The organism is Anaerostipes sp. 992a (genome assembly GCF_001940245.1).
Taxonomy (GTDB): Bacteria; Bacillota; Clostridia; order Lachnospirales; family Lachnospiraceae; genus Fimousia.
The window spans coordinates 316,891-342,920 of sequence record NZ_MJIG01000003.1; the positions used below are offsets into that span (position 1 = coordinate 316,891).

The 26,030-nt window shown below is 40.8% G+C and carries 26 protein-coding genes; all 26 read left to right on the forward strand.

Annotated features, from left to right (window positions below):
* The first annotated feature begins 59 nt into the window (after positions 1-59).
* The 26 genes from BHF69_RS03125 to BHF69_RS03250 all read left to right on the forward strand — a co-directional run bounded on the left by BHF69_RS03125 (position 60) and on the right by BHF69_RS03250 (position 26,012).
* Complete coding sequence (locus tag BHF69_RS03125; protein WP_075669614.1) at positions 60-917, forward strand: sugar phosphate isomerase/epimerase family protein; 858 nt, start codon at positions 60-62, stop codon at positions 915-917.
* A 166-nt stretch (positions 918-1,083) separates the two neighbouring features.
* Positions 1,084-3,057 (forward strand): FAD-dependent oxidoreductase, encoded by a 1,974-nt coding sequence (locus BHF69_RS03130; protein WP_075669615.1) that lies wholly within the window; start codon positions 1,084-1,086, stop codon positions 3,055-3,057.
* Between the two features lie 104 nt (positions 3,058-3,161).
* A complete protein-coding gene (locus BHF69_RS03135; RefSeq protein WP_075669616.1) occupies positions 3,162-4,040 on the forward strand; it encodes a shikimate dehydrogenase in 879 nt (292 codons plus the stop codon).
* Between the two features lie 212 nt (positions 4,041-4,252).
* Positions 4,253-5,542 (forward strand): MFS transporter, encoded by a 1,290-nt coding sequence (locus tag BHF69_RS03140; RefSeq protein WP_075669617.1) that lies wholly within the window; start codon positions 4,253-4,255, stop codon positions 5,540-5,542.
* A 210-nt stretch (positions 5,543-5,752) separates the two neighbouring features.
* Complete coding sequence (rimM, locus tag BHF69_RS03145; RefSeq protein ID WP_075669618.1) at positions 5,753-6,262, forward strand: ribosome maturation factor RimM; 510 nt, start codon at positions 5,753-5,755, stop codon at positions 6,260-6,262.
* A gap of 1 nt (position 6,263) precedes the next feature.
* A complete protein-coding gene (gene trmD / locus BHF69_RS03150) occupies positions 6,264-6,968 on the forward strand; it encodes a tRNA (guanosine(37)-N1)-methyltransferase TrmD (RefSeq protein ID WP_075669619.1) in 705 nt (234 codons plus the stop codon).
* Positions 6,969-7,067: 99 nt separating this feature from the next.
* On the forward strand, positions 7,068-7,415 hold the full coding sequence (gene rplS / locus BHF69_RS03155; RefSeq protein ID WP_075669620.1) for a 50S ribosomal protein L19: 348 nt from the start codon (positions 7,068-7,070) through the stop codon (positions 7,413-7,415).
* Between the two features lie 91 nt (positions 7,416-7,506).
* Positions 7,507-8,043, forward strand: a complete 537-nt coding sequence (gene lepB / locus BHF69_RS03160) for a signal peptidase I (RefSeq protein WP_075669621.1) — start codon at positions 7,507-7,509, stop codon at positions 8,041-8,043.
* Between the two features lie 15 nt (positions 8,044-8,058).
* Positions 8,059-8,916 carry a ribosome biogenesis GTPase YlqF gene (gene ylqF / locus BHF69_RS03165; RefSeq protein ID WP_075669622.1) on the forward strand — a complete coding sequence of 286 codons (858 nt, stop codon included), beginning with the start codon at positions 8,059-8,061 and terminating at the stop codon, positions 8,914-8,916.
* Positions 8,917-8,981: 65 nt separating this feature from the next.
* Positions 8,982-9,773 carry a ribonuclease HII gene (locus tag BHF69_RS03170; protein WP_075669623.1) on the forward strand — a complete coding sequence of 264 codons (792 nt, stop codon included), beginning with the start codon at positions 8,982-8,984 and terminating at the stop codon, positions 9,771-9,773.
* A 162-nt stretch (positions 9,774-9,935) separates the two neighbouring features.
* Positions 9,936-10,298: a YraN family protein gene (locus tag BHF69_RS03175; protein WP_075669624.1), complete on the forward strand. Its 363-nt coding sequence runs from the start codon at positions 9,936-9,938 to the stop codon at positions 10,296-10,298.
* Positions 10,295-11,122, forward strand: a complete 828-nt coding sequence (gene pgeF, locus BHF69_RS03180) for a peptidoglycan editing factor PgeF (protein ID WP_075669625.1) — start codon at positions 10,295-10,297, stop codon at positions 11,120-11,122. The genes BHF69_RS03175 and pgeF overlap by 4 nt, the downstream gene beginning before the upstream one ends.
* A gap of 151 nt (positions 11,123-11,273) precedes the next feature.
* Positions 11,274-12,596, forward strand: coding sequence for a ribosome biogenesis GTPase Der (der, locus tag BHF69_RS03185; RefSeq protein WP_075669626.1), 1,323 nt, complete (start codon positions 11,274-11,276; stop codon positions 12,594-12,596).
* Positions 12,593-13,213 carry a glycerol-3-phosphate 1-O-acyltransferase PlsY gene (gene plsY / locus BHF69_RS03190; protein ID WP_075669627.1) on the forward strand — a complete coding sequence of 207 codons (621 nt, stop codon included), beginning with the start codon at positions 12,593-12,595 and terminating at the stop codon, positions 13,211-13,213. Before der ends, plsY begins: the two co-directional genes overlap by 4 nt.
* 13 nt (positions 13,214-13,226) lie before the next feature.
* Positions 13,227-14,234: an NAD(P)H-dependent glycerol-3-phosphate dehydrogenase gene (locus tag BHF69_RS03195; RefSeq protein ID WP_075669628.1), complete on the forward strand. Its 1,008-nt coding sequence runs from the start codon at positions 13,227-13,229 to the stop codon at positions 14,232-14,234.
* Positions 14,235-14,256: 22 nt separating this feature from the next.
* Positions 14,257-15,525, forward strand: coding sequence for an aminotransferase class I/II-fold pyridoxal phosphate-dependent enzyme (locus BHF69_RS03200; protein ID WP_075669629.1), 1,269 nt, complete (start codon positions 14,257-14,259; stop codon positions 15,523-15,525).
* Between the two features lie 57 nt (positions 15,526-15,582).
* On the forward strand, positions 15,583-17,055 hold the full coding sequence (gene spoIVA, locus BHF69_RS03205; protein ID WP_075669630.1) for a stage IV sporulation protein A: 1,473 nt from the start codon (positions 15,583-15,585) through the stop codon (positions 17,053-17,055).
* A gap of 74 nt (positions 17,056-17,129) precedes the next feature.
* Positions 17,130-18,086: a beta-ketoacyl-ACP synthase III gene (locus BHF69_RS03210; protein WP_075669631.1), complete on the forward strand. Its 957-nt coding sequence runs from the start codon at positions 17,130-17,132 to the stop codon at positions 18,084-18,086.
* Between the two features lies 1 nt (position 18,087).
* Entirely contained in the window at positions 18,088-18,567 is a 480-nt protein-coding gene (rnhA, locus tag BHF69_RS03215) for a ribonuclease HI (protein WP_075669632.1), read from the forward strand.
* A 90-nt stretch (positions 18,568-18,657) separates the two neighbouring features.
* Positions 18,658-19,332 (forward strand): M23 family metallopeptidase, encoded by a 675-nt coding sequence (locus BHF69_RS03220; protein ID WP_075669633.1) that lies wholly within the window; start codon positions 18,658-18,660, stop codon positions 19,330-19,332.
* Positions 19,333-19,449: 117 nt separating this feature from the next.
* Positions 19,450-20,253 (forward strand): GTP pyrophosphokinase, encoded by an 804-nt coding sequence (locus tag BHF69_RS03225; RefSeq protein WP_075669634.1) that lies wholly within the window; start codon positions 19,450-19,452, stop codon positions 20,251-20,253.
* Positions 20,254-20,325: 72 nt separating this feature from the next.
* A complete protein-coding gene (locus tag BHF69_RS03230) occupies positions 20,326-21,684 on the forward strand; it encodes an RsmF rRNA methyltransferase first C-terminal domain-containing protein (RefSeq protein ID WP_075669635.1) in 1,359 nt (452 codons plus the stop codon).
* A complete protein-coding gene (locus BHF69_RS03235; protein WP_075669636.1) occupies positions 21,684-22,412 on the forward strand; it encodes a pseudouridine synthase in 729 nt (242 codons plus the stop codon). Before BHF69_RS03230 ends, BHF69_RS03235 begins: the two co-directional genes overlap by 1 nt.
* Positions 22,405-24,294 (forward strand): YgiQ family radical SAM protein, encoded by a 1,890-nt coding sequence (locus tag BHF69_RS03240; protein WP_075669637.1) that lies wholly within the window; start codon positions 22,405-22,407, stop codon positions 24,292-24,294. Before BHF69_RS03235 ends, BHF69_RS03240 begins: the two co-directional genes overlap by 8 nt.
* Positions 24,295-25,059 (forward strand): SDR family NAD(P)-dependent oxidoreductase, encoded by a 765-nt coding sequence (locus BHF69_RS03245; RefSeq protein ID WP_075669638.1) that lies wholly within the window; start codon positions 24,295-24,297, stop codon positions 25,057-25,059.
* Positions 25,056-26,012 carry an RluA family pseudouridine synthase gene (locus BHF69_RS03250; RefSeq protein WP_075669639.1) on the forward strand — a complete coding sequence of 319 codons (957 nt, stop codon included), beginning with the start codon at positions 25,056-25,058 and terminating at the stop codon, positions 26,010-26,012. Before BHF69_RS03245 ends, BHF69_RS03250 begins: the two co-directional genes overlap by 4 nt.
* The last annotated feature ends 18 nt before the right edge of the window (positions 26,013-26,030 follow it).

Here is a 26,030-nt window from a genome sequence, read left to right on the forward strand (position 1 = left end):
GTGTGACCGGAAAGTGTAAAAGAGAGAAACTTAACGGCAAATTGAAAGGAGTTTTTATTATGTCAAAACAGTACCCAATTACAGTTAGTTCTTGGACATTAGGAGATCAGTGCAAATTTGAAGATCGTGTAATTGCTGCAAAAGAAGCAGGATACGATGGAATCGGACTTCGTGCAGAAACATATGTAGATGCATTGAATGAAGGATTATTCGACGAAGATATTTTAGCAATCTTAGACAAACATGATATGAAAGTAACAGAAGTTGAATATATCGTTCAGTGGGCAGAAGACAATCGTTCTTATGAGCAGAAATACAAAGAACAGATGTGTTTCCATATGTGTGAATTATTCAATGTAAAACAGATTAACTGTGGCTTAATGGAAAACTATTCAGTAGAACATACTGCACAGAAATTAAAAGAATTATGCCACAGAGCTGGTAAATACATCATCGGTGTTGAACCAATGCCATACAGCGGTATTCCTGATGTAGCAAAAGGATGGGCTGTTGTGGAAGCAAGTGGATGCGACAACGCTATGTTGATCTTAGACACATGGCACTGGATGAAAGCTCATCAGCCAATCGATCTTTCTGTATTAAAAGATGTACCAGCAGATAAAGTTGTTTCTATTCAGATTAATGATGTTTGGGAACGTGATTATGCAAAATCTATCTTAAGAGATGAATCTATGCATGATCGTTTAGCTCCAGCTGCAGTTCCTGGACCAGGTCTTGGATGCACAGCAGAATGGTTAAAGATGATCAAAGCAAAAGGAATCAAACCAAACGCAGTTGGTGTTGAAGTTATCAGCGATGCTATCTTAGCAAAAGGTATCAAAGAAGCGGCAAAAGAAACTTTCGATGGCGCAAAAGCTGCTTTAGCAGAAGCTTGGCCAGAAGTATTAGAAGATTAATCTTTTGATATGAAAGCAATCAATTTATAAAATCAAAATACTCTATACATCACTCTTCTTATTTGTATATGGAGAGCAAAACACATTATAAAACACGAAAACAAGAAAAAAGAGAAAACCTACCCTAAAAGCCCAATTAATATTAAAAGAAAAGGAAGTGTATCTAGTGAAATTTAATGCGATGTTTCAACCGATTCAGATCGGACCTATGACTGTAAAAAACCGTTTTGTAGTACCACCAATGGGAAATAACTTTGCAAATACTGATGGTACAATGAGCGATCAGTCAGTAGCATATTATGCAACAAGAGCAAAGGGACAGTTTGGTTTAATTACGATTGAAGCAACTGTAGTTCATAAAGGAGCAAAAGGTGGTCCTCGTAAACCATGTTTATACGATGATTCTACCATTGACAGCTTTAAAAAAGTAATCGATGCATGTCATGCAGAAGGGGCAAAAGTCTCTATCCAGTTACAAAATGCAGGACCAGAAGGAAATGCAAAGAATGCAGGAGCACCAATTAAGGCTGCTACCTCTATTCAGTCTGCAGACGGAAGAGATATTCCAAAAGAGGTTACAACCGAAGAAGTATATGAATTGATCAAAGGATATGGATTAGCTGCTGAGCGTGCAGTAAAAGCAGGAGCAGATGCTGTCGAAATTCATATGGCTCATGGTTATTTAGTAAACTCTTTCTTGTCTCCTAGAACAAACAAACGTGTAGATGAATTTGGTGGTTCTTTTGAAAATAGAATGCGTTTTCCTCGTTTGATCGTAGAAGAGGTAAAAGCAAAAACAGAAGGAAAAGTTGCCGTATTAGCTCGTATCAACAGTCAGGAAGATATGTTTGGTGGTCTTGATAACCATGATATGGCTGCAATCGCTGCATATTTAGAAGACTGTGGAGTTGATGCACTTCACGTTTCTCGTGCAGTTCATATTAAAGATGAATATATGTGGGCACCTACAGGTATTCATGGTGGTTTCTCAGCTGAATTGGTAACAGAAATTAAGAATTCTGTATCTATTCCAGTGATTACTGTTGGTCGTTATACAGAACCACAGTTTGCTGAATTAATGGTAAGACAGGGAAGAACCGATCTGGTTGCTTTCGGACGTCAGTCTTTAGCAGATCCTGCAATGCCATTAAAAGCTCAGGAAGAGAGATTAGAGGACATGACACCTTGTATTGCTTGTTTACAGGGATGTGTTGCGAACATGTATGCTGGACAGCCAATTTGCTGTTTAACAAATCCGGTTTTAGGACGTGAAATCGATGGATGTCCAAAAGCGGAAAAATCTAAAAAAGTAATCGTAATCGGTGGCGGTCCAGCTGGTCTTTGTGCTGCTTTCACAGCCCAGAGAAGAGGACATGAAGTTACATTATATGAAAAAGAAGAAAAATTAGGTGGAAATATGCGCCTTGCTGCATATCCTCCAGGAAAAGGCGATATCACCAATATGATCAGAAGCTATGTTGTAAAATGTGAAAAAGCCGGAGTTACAATTAAGACTGGTGTAGAATGCACAACTGAGATGATCAAAGCAGAAAATCCAGATGCAGTTATTCTGGCAACAGGTTCTGAAACATTAGTATTGCCATTTATTAAAGGAATCCATAACCCAGATATCGTTTATGGTATCGACTGCTTAGAAGGTACTCGTCCGGTAGGACATAAAGTATTAGTCGTTGGTGGTGGTATGGTAGGTGCTGAAACAGCTGAATTCTTAGCTGAACAGGGCCATGAAGTATCTGTCATCGAAATGAGAGATGCAATCGGACCAGATGTAATCCATGAACATCGTGTATTCTTAATGGAAGCATTTGAAGAATACAAGATTGGCCAGATTACAAGTGCTGCTGTAACAGAAATCTTCTCTGATGGAGTAAACTACAAGAATGCAGCAGATAAATCTGATGAAACAATTTATGAAGCAAGAGGCTTTGACACAGTTGTTCTTTCTATGGGATTTGTTTCTCGTTATTCTAAGCGTGATGCTGATGGCAACATCATCTACACATTTGCAGATGAATTAAAAGAAATCGTACCAGAAGTACACGTTGTTGGTGATGCAGTAAGAGCTCGTAGAGCATTAGATGCTACAAAAGAAGCATACGATGTAGCGCTTAAATTATAATATTTCAGAGGATTGTCCCTCATCTTAAGAAAAAACAAAAATATAAAACATCTAATTAATATATCGGATGCCCTAAACGGGCATCCGGTTTAGGAGGAAAGAAAATGGAAAAAAGAATTAATGGACATACAGGTCTTCTAGCACTTTTTGGAACACCAGTTGGACATTCAGGATCTCCTGCAATGTATAACTTTTGCTTCCAACATGATGGATTAGATTTAGCATATATGGCATTTGATGTTAATATTCCAGATATGGAACAGACATTAAGCACTGTTAAATTGTGGAACTTAAGAGGTGGTAACTTTACAATGCCTTGTAAAAATATTGCTTCTGAATTAATGGATGAATTATCTCCAGCATCTAAAATCATCGGAGCTTGTAACGTGTTTGTAAATAAAGATGGAAAATTATACGGCGATGTGACAGATGGTGCCGGATTTATTAAAAACTTAAGCGTTAATGGCGTTGAAGTAAAAGGAAAGAAGATGGTAGTTCTCGGAGCTGGTGGAGCTGCTACAGCAATTCAGGTTCAGGCGGCATTAGATGGAGCTGCTGAAGTGGCAATCTTCAACAGAGATGATGAATTCTTTGAAAGAGCAGAAGGAACAAAAGCAAAATTAGAAAAAGAATGTCCAGACGTAAAAGTAACTGTGACAAAATTAGAAGAAGCTGACAAGCTGGCAGAAGCAGTAAAAGCATGTGATATTCTTGTGAATGCAACATCCGTAGGAATGAAACCTCAGGATGGAATTTCTTTAATTGATACAGCGTTATTAAGAGAAGATTTAGTAGTTGCAGATACTGTTTACAATCCAGAAAAAACTCAGCTGATCTTAGATGCAGAAGCTGCTGGATGTGCAAAGGCAATCGGTGGAAAAGGTATGTTATTATGGCAGGGTGCTTTAAACTATCAGTTATTCACAGGAAAAGAAATGCCAGTAGAAGAATACCAGAAATTCCAGGCTGAACAGGCTAAATAATAAAATTTTTATAAAATTTCTTAAAAAATATTGAAAAAATTATAAAATAATGATAAAATACACATGAGTGTTGAGCATTTGGCACTCATGTAGTTATGAAAAGATAAGTTAAGAAATTAACGTAGCTTGTTTTATTTCAAAAACTACAATGTGTGTGTGTACTTTTTGAAAAAACATTAATTAAGAAGAAAGTGAAAGGAAAAACGAAAATTATGAAAGCTAAAAAGTATTTCTTGTCCATGGTAACTGTATACATGGCATATTTAACTCATGGTATGCAGGCGCTGATTTTTTCTCAGAACCAGGTAAACTTTGCGATTAAGTGGGGATTTGATATGTCTGATCCAAATTCTGCAGCATATGCAGCAGGTGCAGCAGCTGTTTCTACAGCAATTGCTTGGACAGGTCTTGGTAAATTCTTATCTGTTTGGATTGGCGGAGAAATCTCTGACCGTGTAGGACGTAAAAAATTAATGATTGGTGGAGCAGCTCTTTATATTGTTTGCTTTGCCACTATGTTAACAACAACAAATGCAACAATTGCAGCATTTGCAGGTTTAATGGCAGGTGTAGCTACATCTGGTTTCTGGGATGCATCTGGATACCCAGCTGTTCAGGAAGCTTATCCAGCAGCTCCAGGTACTGCATTGATCATGATCAAGTTCTTCGTTGCATTATCTAGTATCTTCTATCCAATTATCGCAGTTAAGACTGCAGCAGCAGGAAACTGGAAATTCAACATTGTACTTCCATTAGTATTATCTTGTGTAGTACTTGTATTAGCCGTACTTGCTCCATTCGTATATGATGATGAAAAGAAAGCTGGTGCTGGTAAAGGCGCTGATGCTAATGAAATTCAGGCTGAAATCGAAGCAGGAAAAGCAAGACAGCTTGTTGCTCCAGGCGCATTTACAAAATTAATTACATATTTCTATGCATTCTTAGTAATGGCAGTTATGTATGGTGCTCAGCAGTATACAAAAGCGTTTGGATTGGCATATTGTGGTTTAAGTGAAATTCAGGCAGCTAGTATGACTACTATGTATCAGGTAGGTTCTATTGTAGCCGTAGCATTCTGGGCTATAATGATGAGTAAATTAAAATGGCATCCATTAAAAGTGTTGATTGTTGACTCTGTTATGACAGTTGTTGCATTATTAGGTGTATTATTTATTCACCAGATTGCCATCGTATACGCAGCAATCCTCTTATTAGGATTTGGTTGTGCAGGTGGTGCTCTTCAGACAGGTCTTTCTGTTGTACAGGAATTTGTTCCTGGACCAAAAGGACGTAATACAGGTATCTACTATACATTCATGGGTGCTGCTTCTTACACAATGCCAGTTATCGTTGGTAAGTTAACAGTTATTTCTGGCGAAAGTGCTGCTGTATATACATTAATGATCTTAATGTGTGTATTAGCTGCTGTTCAGGCTGTAGCTACAGTATACTTAATTTTTAGATACAAAAAAGTATTTGGTGAAAACCCATTAGCACAATAAAGAATTTTGTAATATTCTTAACTTATTTCACACAAAAGGTTGATAAGACTCTTCTGTAAGCTTGCTTACAGGAGGGTCTTTTTCTTTAATCCCATAGTTCTGATTATTTAAGATGCTTCATAGTAGACTTTGAAGTAGAGTTTTGGTATACTAAACCGTGTTTAGAATTCTGTAGCAAGGTTAAGAATAAGACAGATTTGGAGGAAAAGAATGGAAGATATCTTAAGAGTAGGCGTGATTACCACGACCCATGGCATTCGTGGAGAGGTAAAGGTATTCCCAACGACAGACGATCCGAAACGATTTAAAAAATTAAAGATGGTATTACTGGATACAGGGAAGGAACGACGCAAGATGGAAGTGGAATCCTGTCGTTTTCAAAAGAATCTGGTAATCTTGAAATTTAAGGGGATTGATAATATTAACGATGTTGAACAATATAAGAAGTGTGATTTGTACGTTTCGAGAAAAAATGCAGTGAAACTAGCTCCAAATGAAAACTTTATCGTGGATCTTATCGGCCTTCAGGTGGTTTTGGAGGATGGAACACCATTTGGTACATTGACGGATGTTATGCAAACCGGAGCCAATGATGTATATGTGGTAACCACAGAAGAAGGAAAGGAAGTGCTTCTTCCGGCTATTCCACAGTGTATTCTGGATGTAAATCTGGATACAGAGATGGTGACAGTACATTTGATGAAAGGATTAGTGGATTAAGATGGAATTTCATGTATGTACGTTATTTCCAGAGATGATTGAACAGGGATGTCAGACGAGTATTCTTGGAAGAGCCATGGATAAGGGATTAATTTCCATTGATACAACCAACATCAGGGACTTTTCTACCAATAAGCATATGAAGGTAGATGACTATCCCTATGGTGGTGGGGCTGGTATGGTCATGCAGGCAGAGCCGGTCTATGCAGCTTGTGAAAGTGCAAAGCAGAAGATGGGAGGACAGGCAAGAGTTATTTATCTAACTCCGCAGGGACGAGTGTTTGATCAGAAAATGGCAGAAGAATTTGCCCGTGAGGATCATCTGGTATTTCTTTGTGGACATTATGAAGGAATTGACGAGAGGGTGTTGGAAGAGGTAGTGACGGATTCTGTATCTATCGGCGATTACGTTCTGACAGGCGGAGAGCTTCCAGCCATGGTGATGATCGATGCCATAGCAAGGCTGGTGCCGGGAGTGCTGAATAACGATGTTTCTGCGGATATCGAATCGTTTCATGATGATCTTTTGGAATACCCACAGTATACAAGACCTGCGGTATGGCACGACAAAGAGGTGCCACAGGTATTATTGTCTGGACATCATGCCAGAATTGAAGAATGGAGATATGAGAAATCTGTAGAACGGACGGCAAAGTGGCGTCCGGATCTTTTAGAAAAACATAAGAAAAATACTTGCATCCAATAATTTTCTATGCTATTATATGATAGTTGTGATGAATAGGATGGTCCTCTGTTACGAAAAGGTACGTATTAAGAACATCTAAGATTTTTAAGGAGGAACACAATGAACGATATTATTAAAAAGATTGAAGATGCTCAGTTAAAAGACAAAGTAGATGAATTCAGAGTAGGAGATACTGTAAAAGTTCACGCAAAAGTTAAAGAAGGAAACCGTGAAAGAATTCAGATTTTTGAAGGAACTGTAATCAAAAGACAGAACGGTGGAGCTCGTGAAACATTTACAGTTAGAAAAACTTCTAACGGAGTAGGTGTTGAAAAGACATGGCCTTTACATTCTCCAATCGTTGACAAGATTGACGTAGTAAGAAGAGGTAAAGTAAGAAGAGCAAAATTATATTACTTACGTGACCGTGTAGGTAAGAAAGCAAAAGTAAAAGAATTAGTAAAATAATCATTGAACTTTTCAGGGGACGAGTGAAAGCTTGTCCCTATTTTTCAATTTACACATAGCATTCTTGAACAAGAGAAGGAGAGTGGGTTTCATGCAATCATATTACACAAGCACGTATTTATCCCGTAAAAGAAAGCGCCAATTGAAAGAAAAGATCATTTTTTATGTGGTGGGTATTCTGATCGCAATTTTAGCGGCCTTTTTGTTAGTTCGATTTTGCTTTTTTGGAATAACCATGCGGGGAGATTCTATGAAGCCCAATGTATCAGATGGGCAATTTTGTATTGCCGGTCGTTATACGATTGGATCTCCAAAACGGGGTGACATTGTAGTATTCCAAAAGGGAGAAGAAGGAAGTTCCTACTATATTAAAAGAGTGATTGCAGTTCCGGGAGACTCTGTATGGATTACAGATGGAAAGATTTTGGTAAATGGAAAGGAAATAGAACAAAAGGGCAGTGAAAAGATTCTTTCTGGCGGTCTTGCCAGTAAAAAGATAAAGCTTGGAAAAGAACAGTATTTTGTTTTAGGAGACAATTATAATAACAGTGAGGATTCCAGAGTAGCAAGCATAGGAAACGTAAAACGGGATCGTATCATCGGCAAAGTGATCTTGAAGCTCTGGTAGGAACAGGAGGAAAATATGCATTTTCAATGGTATCCGGGTCATATGACCAAGGCGAAACGAATGATGCAAGAGAATATAAAGTTGATCGATATTGTGGTGGAATTGGTGGATGCAAGAGTTCCACTGAGCAGTAAAAATCCGGATATTGATGAGCTGGCAAAAAATAAGTTTCGTTTGATTTTGTTAAATAAAACAGACCTGGCAGATAAAGACGCGACTGAGAAATGGGCAGAATATTTTAGAGGCCAGGGATTTGCAGTGGCAAAGGTAAACTCCCAAAGAGGAACTGGTGTAAAAGCCATTAATGGGCTTATCCAGGAAGCCTGTAAGGAAAAAATTGAAAGGGATCGAAAACGAGGAATTAAGAATCGCCCGATCCGTGCGATGATCGTGGGTATTCCAAATGTAGGAAAGTCTACGTTTATCAACAGCTTTGCAGGAAAAGCCTGTACAAAGACGGGAAATAAGCCTGGGGTTACAAAAGGAAAGCAATGGATTAAGCTGAATAAGAATGTGGAGCTTTTGGATACACCCGGAATTTTGTGGCCGAAGTTTGAAGATCAGGCAGTGGGGCTTCGCCTGGCGTTGATTGGCTCTATTAAGGATGAAATCGTTAATCGATCCGAAATGGCTATTGCACTCATTGACTTTTTAAAGACATCTTATCCGGGAATGTTGGCTAAGAGATATGAAGTGAAGGAAGAGATGGATAGAGTAACAATTCTGGAGCAGATTGCAGAAAACCGCAATTGCCTTGCAAAAGGCGGTGCCTTTGATTTGGAAAAGGCAGCGATATTATTGTTAGATGAATTTAGAAGTGGTAAAATAGGATATATCACTTTAGAATTTCCAGAAAATGAAAAAGATTCTTAGTGGTTTGCTAAGAATCTTTTTTTCGGAGAACATTTCTTAAGCTGACAGGCAGGGAGAAGAAAGCGATGAAAATAAATGAGATAAAAGAAGTATTGAATCAGGCATTTACTCAGGGTGAATATGAAAAAGCGGACGTGTTTCGACAGGATGAAAGAAGCGGGGTAAAGAAGGCGCTAGAGGCCTTTGATAAGAAGATAGAAAAGCTTCGGAAGGAAAAAGAACGGGTGAAAGCCATGCGTGCTTACGAGGAAGAGTACGATATGTGTCAGTACATATGTGGAATCGATGAAGTAGGACGTGGACCACTTGCCGGACCGGTGGTGGCGGCTGCGGTAATTCTTCCTAAGGATTGTGAGATTCTTTATATCAACGATTCCAAAAAGCTAAGCGAGAAAAAGAGGGAAGAATTATTCCTTGAAATACAGCAAAAGGCCATTGCTATTGGAGTTGGTATGGCATCGGTAGAGGTGATCGATGAAAAGAATATACTGAATGCTACCTATGACGCCATGAGAGATGCTATCAAAAAGCTATCTGTGCGTCCAGATGTGTTGCTCAATGATGCAGTGAGAATTCCTGAGGTAGATATTCCACAAGTTCCCATTATTAAGGGGGACGCCAAGAGTATGTCTATTGCGGCTGCCAGTATTGTTGCCAAGGTGACCAGAGATCATATGATGGAAGAATTTGATCAGATTTATCCGGGATATGATTTTGCAGGTAATAAGGGATATGGAACTCAAAAGCACATCGAAGGAATACAGACGATTGGATTATGTCCAATCCACAGGCGTACATTCGTAAAAAACTTTTTATCTCAGTCAGAGAAGACTCCCACCTCTTTCGGTGGCGAGTAATAACAAATTCGTCTCAGTGAGAGACCAATCTCTGACTAAGATAAACGCTCCGCGGGGATGCGCACGGATTCGAATAGGAAAATGTTTGCTTCGCAAACCGAATCCGGCGCCAAATCTCCGCAAGCGTCGATTTGAAAGGATAGTGAAAGAGGGATGGGGAGGATGAATCGGCGGAAGCTGGGACAGGAATATGAAGAAGTTGTTGCACAGGTGCTTACCAAACATGGGTATCAGATCATCGAAAGAAATTTTAGAGGGAGAAGGGGCGAGATTGATCTGATCGCTATGGAAATGGGAATCCTGGTATTTATAGAAGTAAAATATCGGAGCAGCACCGCAGTGGGAATGCCGGAAGAGGCAGTAGATCAGAGAAAGCAGAAGACTATCTGCAGAATGGCGGATGAATATCGAAGAAGACATCCAGAATATGATAAATATCCGATTCGATTTGATGTAGCTGCTATTTTGGGAAATCGGCTGAAAGTATATAAAAATGCGTTTGAATATCAATGGAGTAAGAGATGAAATTAGAGTGGAAAAAGGCATCAAATGCGCAGTCTACCAGACTGCATGAAGTGGAAGGTGTTCCGTTTCTGACATTTCCAAAATTGGAAGAGGCAGGGGTGACCCATGGCTTTTCTACCCGATTGGGTGGTGTCAGTGAAGGCATCTTTGCCAGTATGAATTTAAGTTATAACCGTGGAGATGAAAAGGCTTCTGTAGATGAAAATTATCGTAGGATGGGGAAGGCTATTGGCTTTACTCCGGATCAGCTGGTATTTTCCAATCAGGTTCATGACACAAAAATAAAGATTGTAACCAAAGAGGATTGTGGAAAGGTTATGACCGGCATGGATGGGTTGATGACCGATGAGAAAGGCATATGTCTGGTTACCAGTTATGCGGATTGTGTACCGTTATTTTTTTATGATCCAGTAAAAGGAGTGGTAGCTGTATCTCATTCTGGATGGAAGGGAACGGTAAATCGCATGGGGAAAAAGACAGTGGAGAAGATGGAAAGCGTCTATGGATCGAAAGCGGAGGATATCATTGCTGCAATCGGACCTTCCATTTGTCAGAAATGTTATGAAATTAGTGAGGATGTGGCGATTCAGTTTGCGGATGCCTTTCCCGAAGAATGGTATGATACATTTATGGTGGATAAGGGAAATGGAAAATATCAATTAGATTTATGGAAAGTCAATGAATATATCCTGTTGGATGCCGGAATCCTGAAAGAACATCTGGACATTACGGATCTTTGTACCTGCTGTAATCCAGAGCTTCTATTCTCTCATCGTGCCAGCAAAGGAAAGAGGGGAAATCTGGCTGGATTTATTCGGCTTTAGAACAAAAATGAAGGATTTATTGATGAGTTTTTCATCAATGCCTTTACTTTTTGGGTGCAATATTGTAAAATCAAACGAAAGATTAGCATAATATGGGATGCTAAGAACAATGAAAATGAAAATATTGAAGGAGAAATAAAGGAGATAAAATATGAGTAAACCAATGGTAGCAATTGTGGGACGTCCCAACGTTGGAAAGTCTACTCTGTTCAATGCACTTGCAGGTGAGCAGATTTCAATTGTAAAAGATACTCCTGGTGTTACCCGTGACAGAATATTTGCAGATATCACATGGCTGGATAAAAGCTTTACGATGGTTGACACAGGAGGAATTGAACCGGAAAGTGATGATCTGATACTTTCCCGTATGAGGGAACAGGCAGAAATTGCTATTGCTACAGCAGATGTGATCATCTTTCTTGTGGATGTCCGTCAGGGATTAGTCGATGCAGATTTCCGCGTTGCAGATATGTTAAGAAGATCCAGAAAGCCCATTGTGCTTGTAGTAAATAAAGTAGATAACTTTGATAAGTTTATGCCGGATGTATATGAGTTCTATAACCTGGGACTTGGGGATCCAATTCCGGTATCCGGTGCATCCAGGCTGGGACTCGGTGATATGTTAGATGAAGTACTTAGTCACTGCAGGGAAGAGGATTTGATGGAAGAAGAGGATGATCGCCCGAAGATTGCCATTATCGGAAAGCCAAACAGTGGAAAATCATCCATTATCAATAAGATGTTGGGAGAAGAAAGAGTAATCGTTTCGAACATTGCAGGAACGACCAGAGATGCCATTGATACGGTAGTCTCTAAGAATGGCAAAGAATACGTATTTATCGATACAGCAGGTCTTAGAAGAAAGAGCAAGATCAAGGAAGAGATTGAACGATACAGCATTATCCGTACTGTAGCGGCAGTGGAACGATGCGATGTGGCAATGTTGGTTATCGATGCCGAAGAAGGGGTAACCGAGCAGGATGCAAAGATTGCAGGAATTGCCCACGAAAGAGGAAAAGGCGTGATCATTGCGGTTAACAAATGGGATCTGATAGAGAAAGATGATAAGACGATTTATAAATTTACAAATAAAGTCCGAGAAACTCTGGCGTATATGCCTTATGCAGAGCTGATTTTTATTTCTGCAAAGACAGGACAGAGATTTCCAAAGATTTTTGATCTCATCGATACCGTAGTGGAAAACTGTACATTAAGAATCCAGACAGGAGTCTTAAATGAAATTTTAGCAGAGGCAGTGGCTATGAAGCAGCCACCTTCTGATAAAGGAAAACGCTTGCGTTTATATTATATTACGCAGGTATCTGTAAAACCACCTACATTTGTGGTATTTATAAATGATAAAAAACTGATGCATTTTTCATATACAAGATATATTGAAAATCAGATTCGTCAGACATTTGGATTCAGGGGGACACCAATTCGCATTATTGCGAGGGAAAGGAAGGAAAAATGATAAAGTATGTCGTAATAGGCATGGTGATTGGGTATATTTTTGGATGTTGTCAGACCGGATATTTTGTTGGAAAGCTCAACCGTATTGATATTCGTGATTATGGAAGTGGTAATTCCGGCACCACTAATACGCTTCGTGTTTTAGGGAAAAAGGCAGCACTGTTCACGTTTCTTGGAGATGCGTTAAAAGGAGTGTTTACTGTGCTGATCGCACGATTTTGGCTATTGCCCCATGTGAGTGGAATCAATCCAGTGGCATTCTTATTGCTGGCAGGTTTTGGTACGGTTCTGGGTCATAATTTTCCGATCATCATGAAGTTTAAGGGTGGAAAAGGGATTGCAACAACAGGTGGAGTGTTTTTTGCTGTGGATCCTCGAATGGCGTTAATCTGCCTGGCTGTATTTATAGCAGTAACTGCTGCAAGCAGATATGTTTCTCTGGGTTCAATCTGCATGGTAACGGCACTTCCATTTATCTTATATTTTTTCTATGGATATCAACCAGTGGTACTGGCAGTAGGAATTATATATGCTGTTATGGCCATTTGGCAGCACCGTGCCAATATTGGGCGACTGATTCATGGAAATGAAAATAAATTGGGACAAAAGGTAAAGTGATAAGAGGAAAGGTATGGAACATATTACAGTTTTAGGTGCCGGAAGCTGGGGGACAGCTTTGAGTGTGGTTCTGGCACAAAATGGGCATCAGGTCATGTTATGGTCACATAGAGAAGAAGAAGCAAAGCGAATGCAGGAAGAAAGAGAACAGGCATCTAAGCTTCCAGGCGTGTTGCTGCCGGAAAATATTACAGTAACCGGTAATATGGAAGCGGCATTAAAAGGTAATGACGCGGTTATTTTGGCAGTTCCTTCGACAGCGATAAGGAGCACAGCGGCAAAACTTCGGGAGTATGTACCATCAGGTCAGATGATCGTCTGTGTGGCAAAGGGAATTGAGGATGAAACCTTTTTGACATTAACAGAAATCATAGAAGAGGAAATCCCGGGGGTAAGAGCCTGTGTGCTGTCAGGTCCGAGTCATGCAGAGGAAGTAGGAAGACAGATGCCAACAACCGTAGTTGCCGGAGCAAAGAAAAAAGAAGATGCGCTATATATCCAGGATATTTTCATGAACAGTTATTTTCGGGTATATACAAGCCCGGATGTGATTGGTATTGAAATGGGAGGAGCATTGAAGAATGTGATTGCGCTGGCAGCTGGAATTGCAGATGGCCTGGGATATGGAGACAATTCGAAGGCTGCACTTATTACGAGAGGTATTTCTGAGCTGACCCGTCTGGGAACTGCTTTGGGGGGAAAAACGGAGACTTTCTCCGGCTTGACTGGTGTTGGTGATCTAATTGTAACATGTACTAGTATTCACAGTCGAAACCACAGAGCAGGGGAATTGATAGGTAAGGGTTATACTGCCAAAGAGGCTATGGATGAAGTGAAAATGGTTGTAGAAGGGGTAAATTCTGCCAAAGCGGCATTGAAGCTCGCAAGGAAGAAGGGCGTCAATGTGCCGATCATCGAGAAAATCAACGCAGTCTTATTTGAGGATAAGAAGGCAGAAGATGCAGTAAAAGAGCTGCTGATGAGAGATCGCAGAAAAGAATTTCAGACATTAAAATGGTAATCAGGAAGGAGAAAATGTCATCATGGCAAAAATCACAGAATATTCAAAGGAGCAGTTAGAACAGTTACAGAAGGAGTTGTTGGCACAATACGATGAGTATGTAAAATCAGGATTGAAGCTGGATATGTCCAGAGGAAAGCCGGCACCATCCCAGTTGGATCTGTCCAATGGAATGCTGGATGCATTGGAAGACTATACGACAGAAAATGGATTAGATGCAAGAAATTATGGAGTTTTAGATGGAATTCCAGAAATGAAAAAAATCTTTTCTGATGCTTTTGATATTCCGGCATCACAGATCATCGTAGGAGGGAATGCAAGTCTGAATCTGATGTTTGATGCAGTGATGCGCTTGATGGTATTTGGAACAGAAGGAAATACACCTTGGGGAAAATTAGATACTGTAAAGTTCTTATGTCCAAGTCCAGGATATGACAGACATTTTGGAATCTGTGAACGCCTTGGAATCGAAATGATCGTAGTGCCGATGACAGAATCAGGTCCGGATATGGATGTGATTGAAAGTCTGGTAGCAGAGGATGAAAGCATTAAAGGAATCTGGTGTGTGCCAAAGTATTCCAATCCTCAGGGAATCTGCTATAGCGATGAGACAGTAAAACGTCTGGCAGCCATGAAGACAGCGGCAAAGGATTTCCGTATTTTCTGGGATAATGCATATGGAGTACATCCGATTTTTGAAGACGTAAAGGTCTTAAATATTTTAGATGAGGCAAAAGCAGCAGGTAATCCAAACCGCCCACTTTATTTTGCATCCACTTCTAAGATTACTTTCCCTGGAGCTGGGGTAAGTTTTGTAGCAGCCAGTGAAGAAATGGTTGCTGAAATCAAAGGAGTGACCACTTATCAGACCATCGGATACGATAAACTCAATCAGCTTCGTCATGTAAGATTTTTTAAAGATGCGGAAGGATTAAAGGCTCATATGCAGAAGCTGGCAGATGCTATGAAGCCAAAATTCCAGATCGTACTGTCAACTTTGGAAAAAGAGCTGGAAGGAACCGGACTTCTTTCCTGGTCTAGTCCAAAAGGAGGATATTTTGTATCCGTAGATACACTGGAAGGCTGTGCGAAGGAGACCGTTCGTCTTGTAAAAGAAGCGGGTGTGGTTATGACAGGTGCTGGAGCAACTTATCCATATAAGAAGGATCCAAAGGATACCAATATCCGTATTGCACCAACTTATCCAAGCGTAGAAGAGTTGACAAAAGCAATGGAAATCTTCTGCGTCTGTGTAAAATTAGCAGGTGTACAAAAATTACTGGCAGAATAGAATAAACGAAGATCCCCTCTCATATACTATAACAGTATTATTGGAAGGGGATTTTTTATGGATACATTTCATGTATATAAAGACATCAGAGCACGGACCAATGGAGAGATCTATATTGGAGTTGTGGGTCCTGTGAGAACTGGAAAAAGCACATTTATCAAACGTTTTATGGATCTTATGGTTCTTCCTAACATGGAAGATGAATATGAACGAAATCGGGCGAGAGATGAACTGCCCCAATCTTCTGCCGGGAAGACGATTATGACAACGGAACCCAAATTTGTTCCTAATGAAGCGATCGAAATTACCGTGGAAGATGATATTGTATTAAAAGTGAGGTTGATTGACTGTGTTGGATATATGGTGGAAGGCGCAGTGGGCCATCTGGAAGAAAACGAAGAGCGTCTGGTAAAGACCCCCTGGTTTGAATATGAGATTCCATTTACAAAGGCAGCAGCCATAGGCACAAAAAAGGTCATCGAAGAGCACTCTACGATTGGGATGGTGGTGACTACGGATGGATCCTTTGGAGAAATACCGAGAAGTCAGTATGAACCAGTGGAAGCACAGACCATAGCGGAATTGAAAGCCTTACATAAGCCATTTGTCGTAGTATTAAATACCAGTCGTCCATACAGCCTGGAGACAAAGCAAATGGCAGAGAAAATGCAGGAAAAATATCAATGCCCGGTATTACCGTTAAATTGTGAGCAGCTTCGGAAGGAAGATATCAGCGGATTGCTAAAAAGCATCTTAATGGAATTCCCAATTACCTCGATGGGATTTTATGTGCCTAAATGGATGGAGGCTTTATCCTGTCAGCATCCTTTAAAAGCAGCCATGTTAAAGACGATAAGAGAGAATTTGTCTCAATATGAAGTTATGCAGGATTTATATCGGATTCCTATGAAACAGAATGAATACATCCAGAAAATGAAGATGGATGGGATTCATCTGGACAGTGGAAAGGTGGATATTACGGTAATCTTTGACGATCGGTATTATTATCAGATCATCAGTGATTTTATCGGCCTTACGATCCACAATGAATATGAATTCTTAAAAACGGTGCAGTCTCTGGCCCAAAAACAGAAGGAATGTGATCAGGTGGTGGAAGCACTTACCAGCGTACGGCAAAAGGGATATGGGGTGGTGTCACCATTGAAAAAAGATATTACCTTAGAGGAGCCACAGATTGTGAAGCATGGCAACAAATATGGAATTCGGATTAAGGCTCAGGCTCCATCTATTCATATGATCCGTGCTAATATTTCTACGGAAATTGCACCAATTGTAGGCACAAAGGAGCAGGCACAGGATATTATCGATTATATGAATGAAGGTGCCAGTCAGGGAGAAGGCAGTATTTGGGACATCAATCTTTTTGGTAAGACGTTAGAAGAAATGATTGGTGATGGCATGCAGGCAAAAGCGGCTAAAATGAATGATGATAGCCAGCAAAAACTTCAGGACACTATGGAGAAAATCGTCAATGAAAGCAATGGAGGATTGGTGTGCATCATTATTTAGGATTGACAAACATAGGAAAAGATAATATACTTTGAATATCAAAGTATTTGAATTCATAAGGAGAAAGGTCGTCAATGAAGATAGTAGGAACTGGCAGCTTCCTTCCAGAAAGAGTAGCTGCCAATGATGATTTAGCAAAAATTGTAGATACCAGTGATGAATGGATCAGTAGTAGAACAGGAATTAGGGAAAGAAGAATTTCCATTGGAGATACAACAACAGATATGGCAGTAAAGGCAGCTACGGCTGCATTGGAGGATGCAGGGATGGAGGCAGAGCAGCTGGATATGATCATTACAGCAACGCTTTCCGCTGATCATGCTACTCCGAGTACGGCATGTCTGGTTCAGGGAGCAATCGGAGCGAAGAAGGCAGTTTGTTTTGATTTAAATGCCGCATGTTCTGGCTTCTTATATTCTCTGGCAACAGCTCAGGCATATATGAAGGCGGGAATGGCGGAGCATATTCTGGTCATTGGAGTAGAGACACTTTCCAAACTTTTGGACTGGAATGACCGATCAACCTGTGTGTTGTTTGGAGATGGAGCCGGTGCAGCGATTGTGTCAAAGGATGAGGATCGCAACGTGCAGATTGTTATGGGGTCTGACGGTTCGAAAGGAAATGTCTTGACATGTGGGGCTCAGAAGCTTCATAATTGTTATTATGACGGTGATAAGACTATAGATACAGTTTCCATGGATGGGCAGGAAGTGTTTAAGTTTGCGGTAAAGACAGTTCCAAAATGTGTGAAAGAAGTGCTGAAGCAGGCAGATCAGAAAGTGGAAGATATTGATTGTTTCCTTCTGCATCAGGCCAATATGCGTATTATCGAACTAGTTGCAAAGAGACTGAAGGTGCCGATGGAGAAGTTCCCAATGAACTTGATGCATTGCGGGAATACCTCATCTGCCAGCATTCCGATTCTATTAGATGAGGTGAATAAAAAAGGAGATTTGAAACCAGGAGATAAGATTGTTCTCTGCGGATTTGGCGGAGGTCTGACGTGGGGAGCCATCTATTTGGAGTGGTAAGATGAAAGTGACAATGTATACGGATGGTGCTGCCAGAGGAAATCCAGATGGGCCGGGAGGCTATGGGACGATTCTAGAGTACATTGACTCAAAAGGAAATGTGCATCGGAGAGAATACTCTGCAGGCTATGAAAAGACAACGAACAACCGTATGGAGATGATGGCAGTGATTGTAGGACTGGAAGCGTTGAATCGTCCTTGTCAGGTTACAGTCTACTCCGATTCCCAGTATGTGGTGAAGGCGTTTAATGAACACTGGATCGACGGTTGGAGGAAGAGAGGTTGGAAGCGGGCAGGGAATAAACCTGTGTTGAATCAGGATTTGTGGAAACGGATGCTTGCGGCAATGGAACCGCATCAAGTGACGTTTTGCTGGGTCAAGGGGCATGCAGGACACCCGGAGAATGAGAGGTGTGATCAATTGGCTACTGCTGCTGCAGATGGAGATCATCTTCTGATCGATGAAGCAATTATTTCATAAATTAGGAATAAAATAAAAATACAAGAATACAATGAGAAGTAGGCTTTTTTGCCTGCTTCTTTTTCTGCTTAAATTATGGCTTAGAGGGAGATGGTTATATTTCGGACATATCGCCTGTTCATTTGGATTTTTTTACTGGTTTGTCTGATCGTAGGAAAGCAACAGGAAATACAGGAGTATGAAGCAAGGTTTGAGCAAAGCAGACGATTAGAAGAATTTCGCTGCATGAATCTTAATAATTATAAGAAGGAGGGATTAGACCGGCTGTTTTCGAAAGAATACGACAGGATTTTTCGTGCGGTTAAAAAGGCGCCCATTCGACAAAAGGATAAAAAAAGGGTTGTCTATGAAGATTCGTGGGGAGAAGCAAGAAGCTATGGAGGTGAGAGGAACCATGAGGGAACGGATTTAATAGATCGGGAGAATAAAAGAGGTGAAATCCCAATATTTAGTATGAGTGATGGAAAGGTGGAGAATTTGGGCTGGCTTCCATTAGGTGGATATCGGGTAGGCATTCGAAGTGGAGAAGGAATTTATTTTTATTATGCCCATCTTTATCGATATGAAACGGGTTTAAAAAAAGGGGAAAATATCAAAGCAGGACAGCTGATTGGCTATATGGGTGACAGTGGTTATGGAGAAGAAGGCACAGTTGGGCAGTTTCCGGTGCATTTGCATGTAGGAATTTACATTCCAGATAACGGAGGCAACGACATGAGTGTCAATCCATATTATTTGATAGAGAATTTATATCAGATGGAATGATCTTCGTCTTTTCAGGCGGTAAGCAGCAAGAATGACGATGGTATTCTTGAAAAAAATAAAGATTTTTTAACACATTTATGGTATAATTTATACTTATAGTAGAAAGTGGGTGATTGTATGGAAATTCAGTTGTGGAGAGAACTTTTGGCACCATATCAGCTGGCAGTAGAAGAATTGGAGGTAAAATTTAATCATATTATTTATGAGAACCGGTTAAAGGGTTCGTATTCTCCAATAGAGCGGGTGGAAGGTCGTGTGAAAAAGATTGCCAGTATCCTAGATAAGATGCAGAAGAAAGACATTAATATTAACGAGTTGGAAGAAAAAATCGAAGATATTGCTGGAATCCGTATTATTTGCCAGTTTGTGGAAGATATTTACCGAATTGTGGAGATGATAGAAGGGCGTAATGATATGAAGATCCTGAAAAAGAAGGATTATATTGAGGTACCGAAGAACTCTGGATACCGAAGTTATCATTTGATCGTAGAATATGAAGTCAACACATTAAACGGAATTAAAAAATTACCTGTAGAGATACAGATTCGTACCCTTGCCATGAATTTCTGGGCGACGGTAGAGCATTCTCTACACTACAAATATCGCCATAGTATTCCGGAACGGGTACAGGATAAATTGATCAATGCATCCAATGCAATCGTCGTATTGGATCAGGAGATGTCTGCTGTGAGAGATGAGATCATGGATGCACAGAATTCTTTCCGCATTAAAGCGAATCTGGTATCTGATATTCTTCATAACCTGCAGAACTTATATAGAGTTGGGAATCGGAGAGAGGTACAAAAGATTCAGGAGGAATTTTATAAAGTATATGAGCAGGATGACATTGAACAGCTGATGCATTTTGGCCGGCAGCTGGATATGATTGCAGAAGGGCACGGAGCACAGAGTCTGCAATAAATCAACAGATGAATCAACAAAGATGGCAGCAAATACGTCAAGGCGTATGGGAATACGAATTAGGAGAATATCATGAAGTTACCAGTATCGTTTGAAGGGAAGATGAAGAATTATCTGAAGGATCAGTGGGAGGAATACTTAGAAAGCTATGGAAAGCCTGGATATTATGGCATGAGGAGTAATCCTTTGAAGATTGGAAAAGAAGATTTTATAAAACAGATGCCATATGAGCTAAAACAGGTTCCATGGTGCGAGCAGGGATTTTATTATGACGGAATCAGCCAACAGCCGGCGAAACATCCTTATTATCATGCAGGACTTTACTATATTCAGGAGCCAAGTGCCATGTTGCCAGCCAGTCTTTTGCCAGTTGAACCAGGAGATAAAGTGCTGGATTTATGTGCAGCACCGGGCGGAAAGTCCACGCAGATCGCAGGAAAGCTTCAGGGGAAGGGACTTTTGGTTTCCAATGATATCAGCATTTCCCGTGCCAAGGCACTGGTAAAGAATTTAGAGATGGCTGGAGTGACCAATGCAGTGGTGACCAGTGATAAACCAGAGAAGCTCTCCAGGGTCTTCCCAGAGTTTTTTGATAAGATCCTGGTAGATGCTCCGTGTTCTGGAGAGGGAATGTTTCGAAAGAATCCGCTGATGGTCAAGGATTATGAAGAACGCGGGGTAGCGTATTATGCTCCGCTTCAAAAAGAGATTGTTGGGCAGGCCATTGAGATGTTAAAGCCGGGAGGAATTCTGGTATACTCTACCTGTACGTTTTCTCCAGAAGAGAATGAAGGGTTAGTTGACTGGGTCCTAGAGAGGTATCCGGAGTTGTCAGTGGAGGATGGAATTTCCTTTCCAGGAAGGGACGGGGGACATCCAGAATGGCTGGAGCTTTCCAGAGAAGAGATAAGAAAGGCATATCGTATGTGGCCTCACAGGATTCAGGGGGAAGGTCATTTTGCAGTGATCTTAAAAAAGAATGGAGACAGAGAAGCGCAGAAACCAGTGAAGGTATCTTCGAAAGTGGTGCTGACTCAGGAGGCAGACCAGTTTTTAAAGGCATTTGGGTTGGATGATTTCAGAGGTTATTATCTGGAGCTTGATCATAAGCTGTATCTGGTTCCAGAAGAGATGCCAGAGATAAAAGGAGTCAGAGTGGTTCGTTCCGGTCTCTATCTGGGACTTATGAAGAAGAATCGATTTGAGCCGAGTCAGGCACTTGCCATGGCTTTATCCATGGATCATCCAGGATGTATTGATCTATCCATAGAGGATGAGAGAGTTGTTAAATATTTAAAATGTGAGACAATTATGTTGGATGGCCCGGATGGATATGTGCTGATTGGTGTAGAAGGCTATCCTCTTGGATGGGGCAAATTAAAAAATGGAATGCTTAAGAATAAATATGCACCAGCATGGAGATTAATGTAATGAAGAAGCAGATGCGTTTGGATAAATATCTGGCACAGATGTCTATCGGGACCAGAAGTCAGGTAAAACAGATGGTCCGAAAGGGTCAGGTTTGTGTCAACGGAACTGTCGTAAAGAAGCCGGAGTATAAAGTGGATCCAGATCAGGATCAGGTAGTGGCAGATGGTGTTAAGACCCAATATGTGCATGAGGAATATATTATGCTCAATAAGCCGTCAGGTGTTGTTTCTGCCACAAAAGACCCAAGAGAAAAGACGGTTTTGGATCTGATCGATGGTCAGAAGAGAAAGGATCTCTTTCCGGCAGGACGGCTGGATAAGGATACCGAAGGTCTTTTGCTACTCACCAGTGACGGAGAATTGGCACATCGGCTGCTTTCTCCGAAAAAGCATGTGGATAAGACTTATTATGCAAGAATTCAGGGAAGAGTAACAAACGAAGATGTGAAGGTATTTTTAAAAGGACTGGATATTGGAGATGAGAAGCCTGCGCTTCCAGCAGTCCTTCAGGTGCTTATAGAAGGCGAGATATCTGAGATTTTGATTACGATTCAGGAGGGACGTTTCCATCAAGTAAAACGGATGTTTAAAGCTGTGGATAAAAAGGTGGTATATTTAAAGCGCATATCCATGGGAAGCCTTGTATTGGATGAAACGTTGATGCCGGGACAGTATCGGAATCTGACAGAAGAAGAAATACAGAGATTAAAAGAGGAACAGAATGAATAATACCTTTTTACCAATAACAAAACAAGATATGAGAGAGAGAGGATGGACACAACCGGATTTTGTATATGTTACCGGAGATGCATATGTGGACCATCCTTCTTTCGGTGTGGCAATTATCAGCCGAATTCTAGAATCCAGAGGATACAAGGTGGCAATCATTTCCCAACCGGACTGGAAGAAGAAAGAGAGTATTCAGGTGTTTGGAAGACCAAGACTTGGATTTTTAGTAACTGCGGGAAATATGGATTCTATGGTGAACCACTATTCTGTATCAAAAAAAAGAAGAAAAAAGGATGCCTATACACCAGGCGGAGTGGCGGGAAAACGACCGGATTATGCAGTAGTAGTGTATTGCAATTTGATCCGACAGACTTATAAAGATGTACCGATTCTGATCGGAGGAATTGAAGCCAGCCTGCGCAGGCTGGCTCATTATGATTATTGGAGCAATAAAGTAAAGCGCTCCATACTGTTGGATTCACAGGCTGATTTGCTGATGTATGGCATGGGAGAGCATTCCATAGTCGAGATTGCAGAAGCTCTGGATGCAGGTTTAGATGTCAAGGATATTACGTATATTCCAGGAACTGTTTATAAAACCCGTTCGTTAGAATGTGTGTATGATTATGAGCTTTTGCCATCCTACGACGAAATCTGCAGGAATAAGAGAACGTATGCAGAGAGCTTTTATACCCAGTATTGTAATACAGATCCATTTCATGGAAAATGCCTGGTGGAGCCTTATAAAGAGACGGAGTATGTAGTACAGAATCCGCCGTCAAAGCCGCTTACACAACTGGAAATGGATGATGTTTATGCTCTTCCATATTGCAAGGATTATCATCCGTCCTATCGTGAGGCAGGAGGGGTTCCTGCCATTTCTGAGGTGAAGTTTAGTCTGGTAAGCAATCGAGGATGCTTTGGAGGATGCAGCTTTTGTGCGCTTACCTTTCACCAGGGAAGAATCATACAGACCAGAAGCCATGCTTCTATTATGGAAGAAGCAAGAGAAATGACAAAGGATCCGGAATTTAAAGGGTATATTCATGATGTTGGTGGGCCGACTGCTAACTTCAGGCGGCCATCCTGTGATAAGCAGTTGGAGCATGGGGTATGTAAAAATAAGCAGTGTCTGTTTCCAAAGCCATGCCAGAATTTGAAAGTGGATCATGAAGATTATATTGCCTTGCTTCGCAAGCTGAGGAAGATTCCAAAGGTGAAAAAGGTATTTATTCGTTCAGGAATTCGGTTTGATTATCTGATATATGATAAAAGCGATGCATTTTTAAAGGAATTGTGTCAATATCATATCAGTGGACAGCTGAAGGTGGCGCCAGAACATGTATCCAATCGGGTATTGATGAAGATGGGAAAGCCATCTCATGATGTATATGAGGCTTTTACAAAAAAATATGAAAAAATGAATGAAAGGATTGGCATGAAGCAGTTCCTTGTTCCGTATTTAATGTCTTCCCATCCGGGATCCACATTAAATGATGCCATTGAGCTCGCATTATATTTAAAGAAAATCAATCATATGCCGGAACAGGTACAGGATTTTTATCCAACACCTTCTACCCTTTCCACGTGTATGTATTATACTGGCTTAGATCCTCGCACGATGGAGCCGGTTTATGTGCCAAAATCTCCGAAAGAAAAACAGATGCAACGGGCATTGATGCAGTATAAAAATCCTGCTAATTATGAAATCGTAGTGGAGGCACTGAAAAAGGCAGGAAGAGCAGATCTGATCGGATATGGGTCTCAGTGTCTGATCCGTCCAAGAAAGGAAGAGGGACAAGGAAGAGATAAGAAAGTCAATAAAAAGAAAAAGACCATACGAAATATGCATCGAAAACAATCAGGAAAGGGGAGACGGTAAATGAAACAGGTTGCAGTGATTACCGGAGCTTCTTCTGGTATGGGAAGAGAATTTGTAAAACAGCTTTTAGAAGGAACGTCCTCTCTGGATGAGTACTGGTTGATCGCCCGTAGAAAAGAGGTGTTGTTGGAAATTGCAGCAAAATATCCAGATAAAAAGATTTGGATTCTGTCTCTGGATCTGGAACAGGAAGAATCCTGGAAAGAGTATAAGAAGAAATTGGAAAAGTATACACCTTCCATTGCCTTGTTGATCAATGCGGCTGGATATGGCAAGATTGGTTCATGCAGTGAGATTCCGTGGTGGGAACAGACAGGCATGATACGTTTAAACTGCGAAGCGCTGACAGCCATCACACAGCTTACGATTCCTTATATGAAGAAGGGTGGAAGGATCATAGAAGTGGCTTCGGCATCTGCATTTGTACCACAGCCTGGATTTAATGTATATGCGGCTTCTAAAGCATATGTTCTAAGTTATTCCCGGGCGTTGAACCGAGAACTGAAAAAGAAGCATATTTCTGTGACCGCAGTCTGTCCGGGACCAGTGGAGACGGAATTTTTCCAGAGAGCCGAGGAGAGAAAGAAGACGCCAGCTTATAAGAAGCTGTTTCGAGCATCAAAGGAGCGGGTGGTAAAAAAAGCATTGAAAGATGCAGATAGAAGAAAAGAGGTTTCCGTATATGGCGGCTCGATAAAAGCAATGCGTGCAGCTGTAAAGGTAGTTCCTCATAGATTGATTTTGAAAGGATTTCGTTCATCATGAAAGAAATTATTGTTACGAAAAATGAAGCTGGACAACGTCTGGATAAGCTGCTTGCAAAGTATCTGGATGCTGCACCGAAAAGCTTTTTATATAAAATGCTCAGAAAGAAAAATATTAAATTGAATAAAAAGAAAGCGGATGGAAAAGAGCTGTTACAGGTGGGAGATTCTGTGGACATTTTTCTCGCAGACGATACCATCAAGAGGTTCCAAAAGCAGGAACGACAGGAGACGAAGACGCATTTACATCTGGAGCATCTGTATCAAGACGACAATGTACTGATTCTCAATAAGCCGGTAGGCGTACTTTCTCAAAAAGCCAGGCCGGATGATGTATCGGTCAACGACTACGTGTTGGAGGTATGTGGTCAGACGGGAAAAACCTTTCGTCCATCCATTTGCAACCGTCTGGATCGAAATACCAGTGGAATCATCGTTTCTGGCGTGTCATTAGAGGGACTGCAGACTATGGCAGAGCTTCTTAAGTCCAGAGAGGTTCATAAGTATTATCAGACGATTGTCAAAGGTCGGATTACGGAAGAGAAAAAAATTACAGGATATTTAAAGAAGAATGAAAAAAATAATACGGTTGAGTTTTCAAAGAAAAGGACAGCAGGAAGTGCTTATATCGAAACCTGGTATACACCAATTAAGGTAGGAAGAGATGCTACCCTTTTAGAAGTTTGGCTGATCACTGGACGGACGCATCAGATCCGGGCACATTTAGCATCTGTTGGACATCCGGTGGCTGGAGACTATAAGTATGGAGATCGGAAGTGGAATGATCAGTTAAAACAGCAGTTTGGGTTATCCAGTCAACTGCTTCATTCTGCAAGGCTGGTTTTTCCAGAGAAAATGGAGCGATGCAGAGACCTTTCTGGACGTACCATTATAGCAGCAAAGCCGGAATTATTTTGTGACATCGAAAAGACTCTCTTCGATGATAAAAAATAAAACGAAAAACAGCAGGAA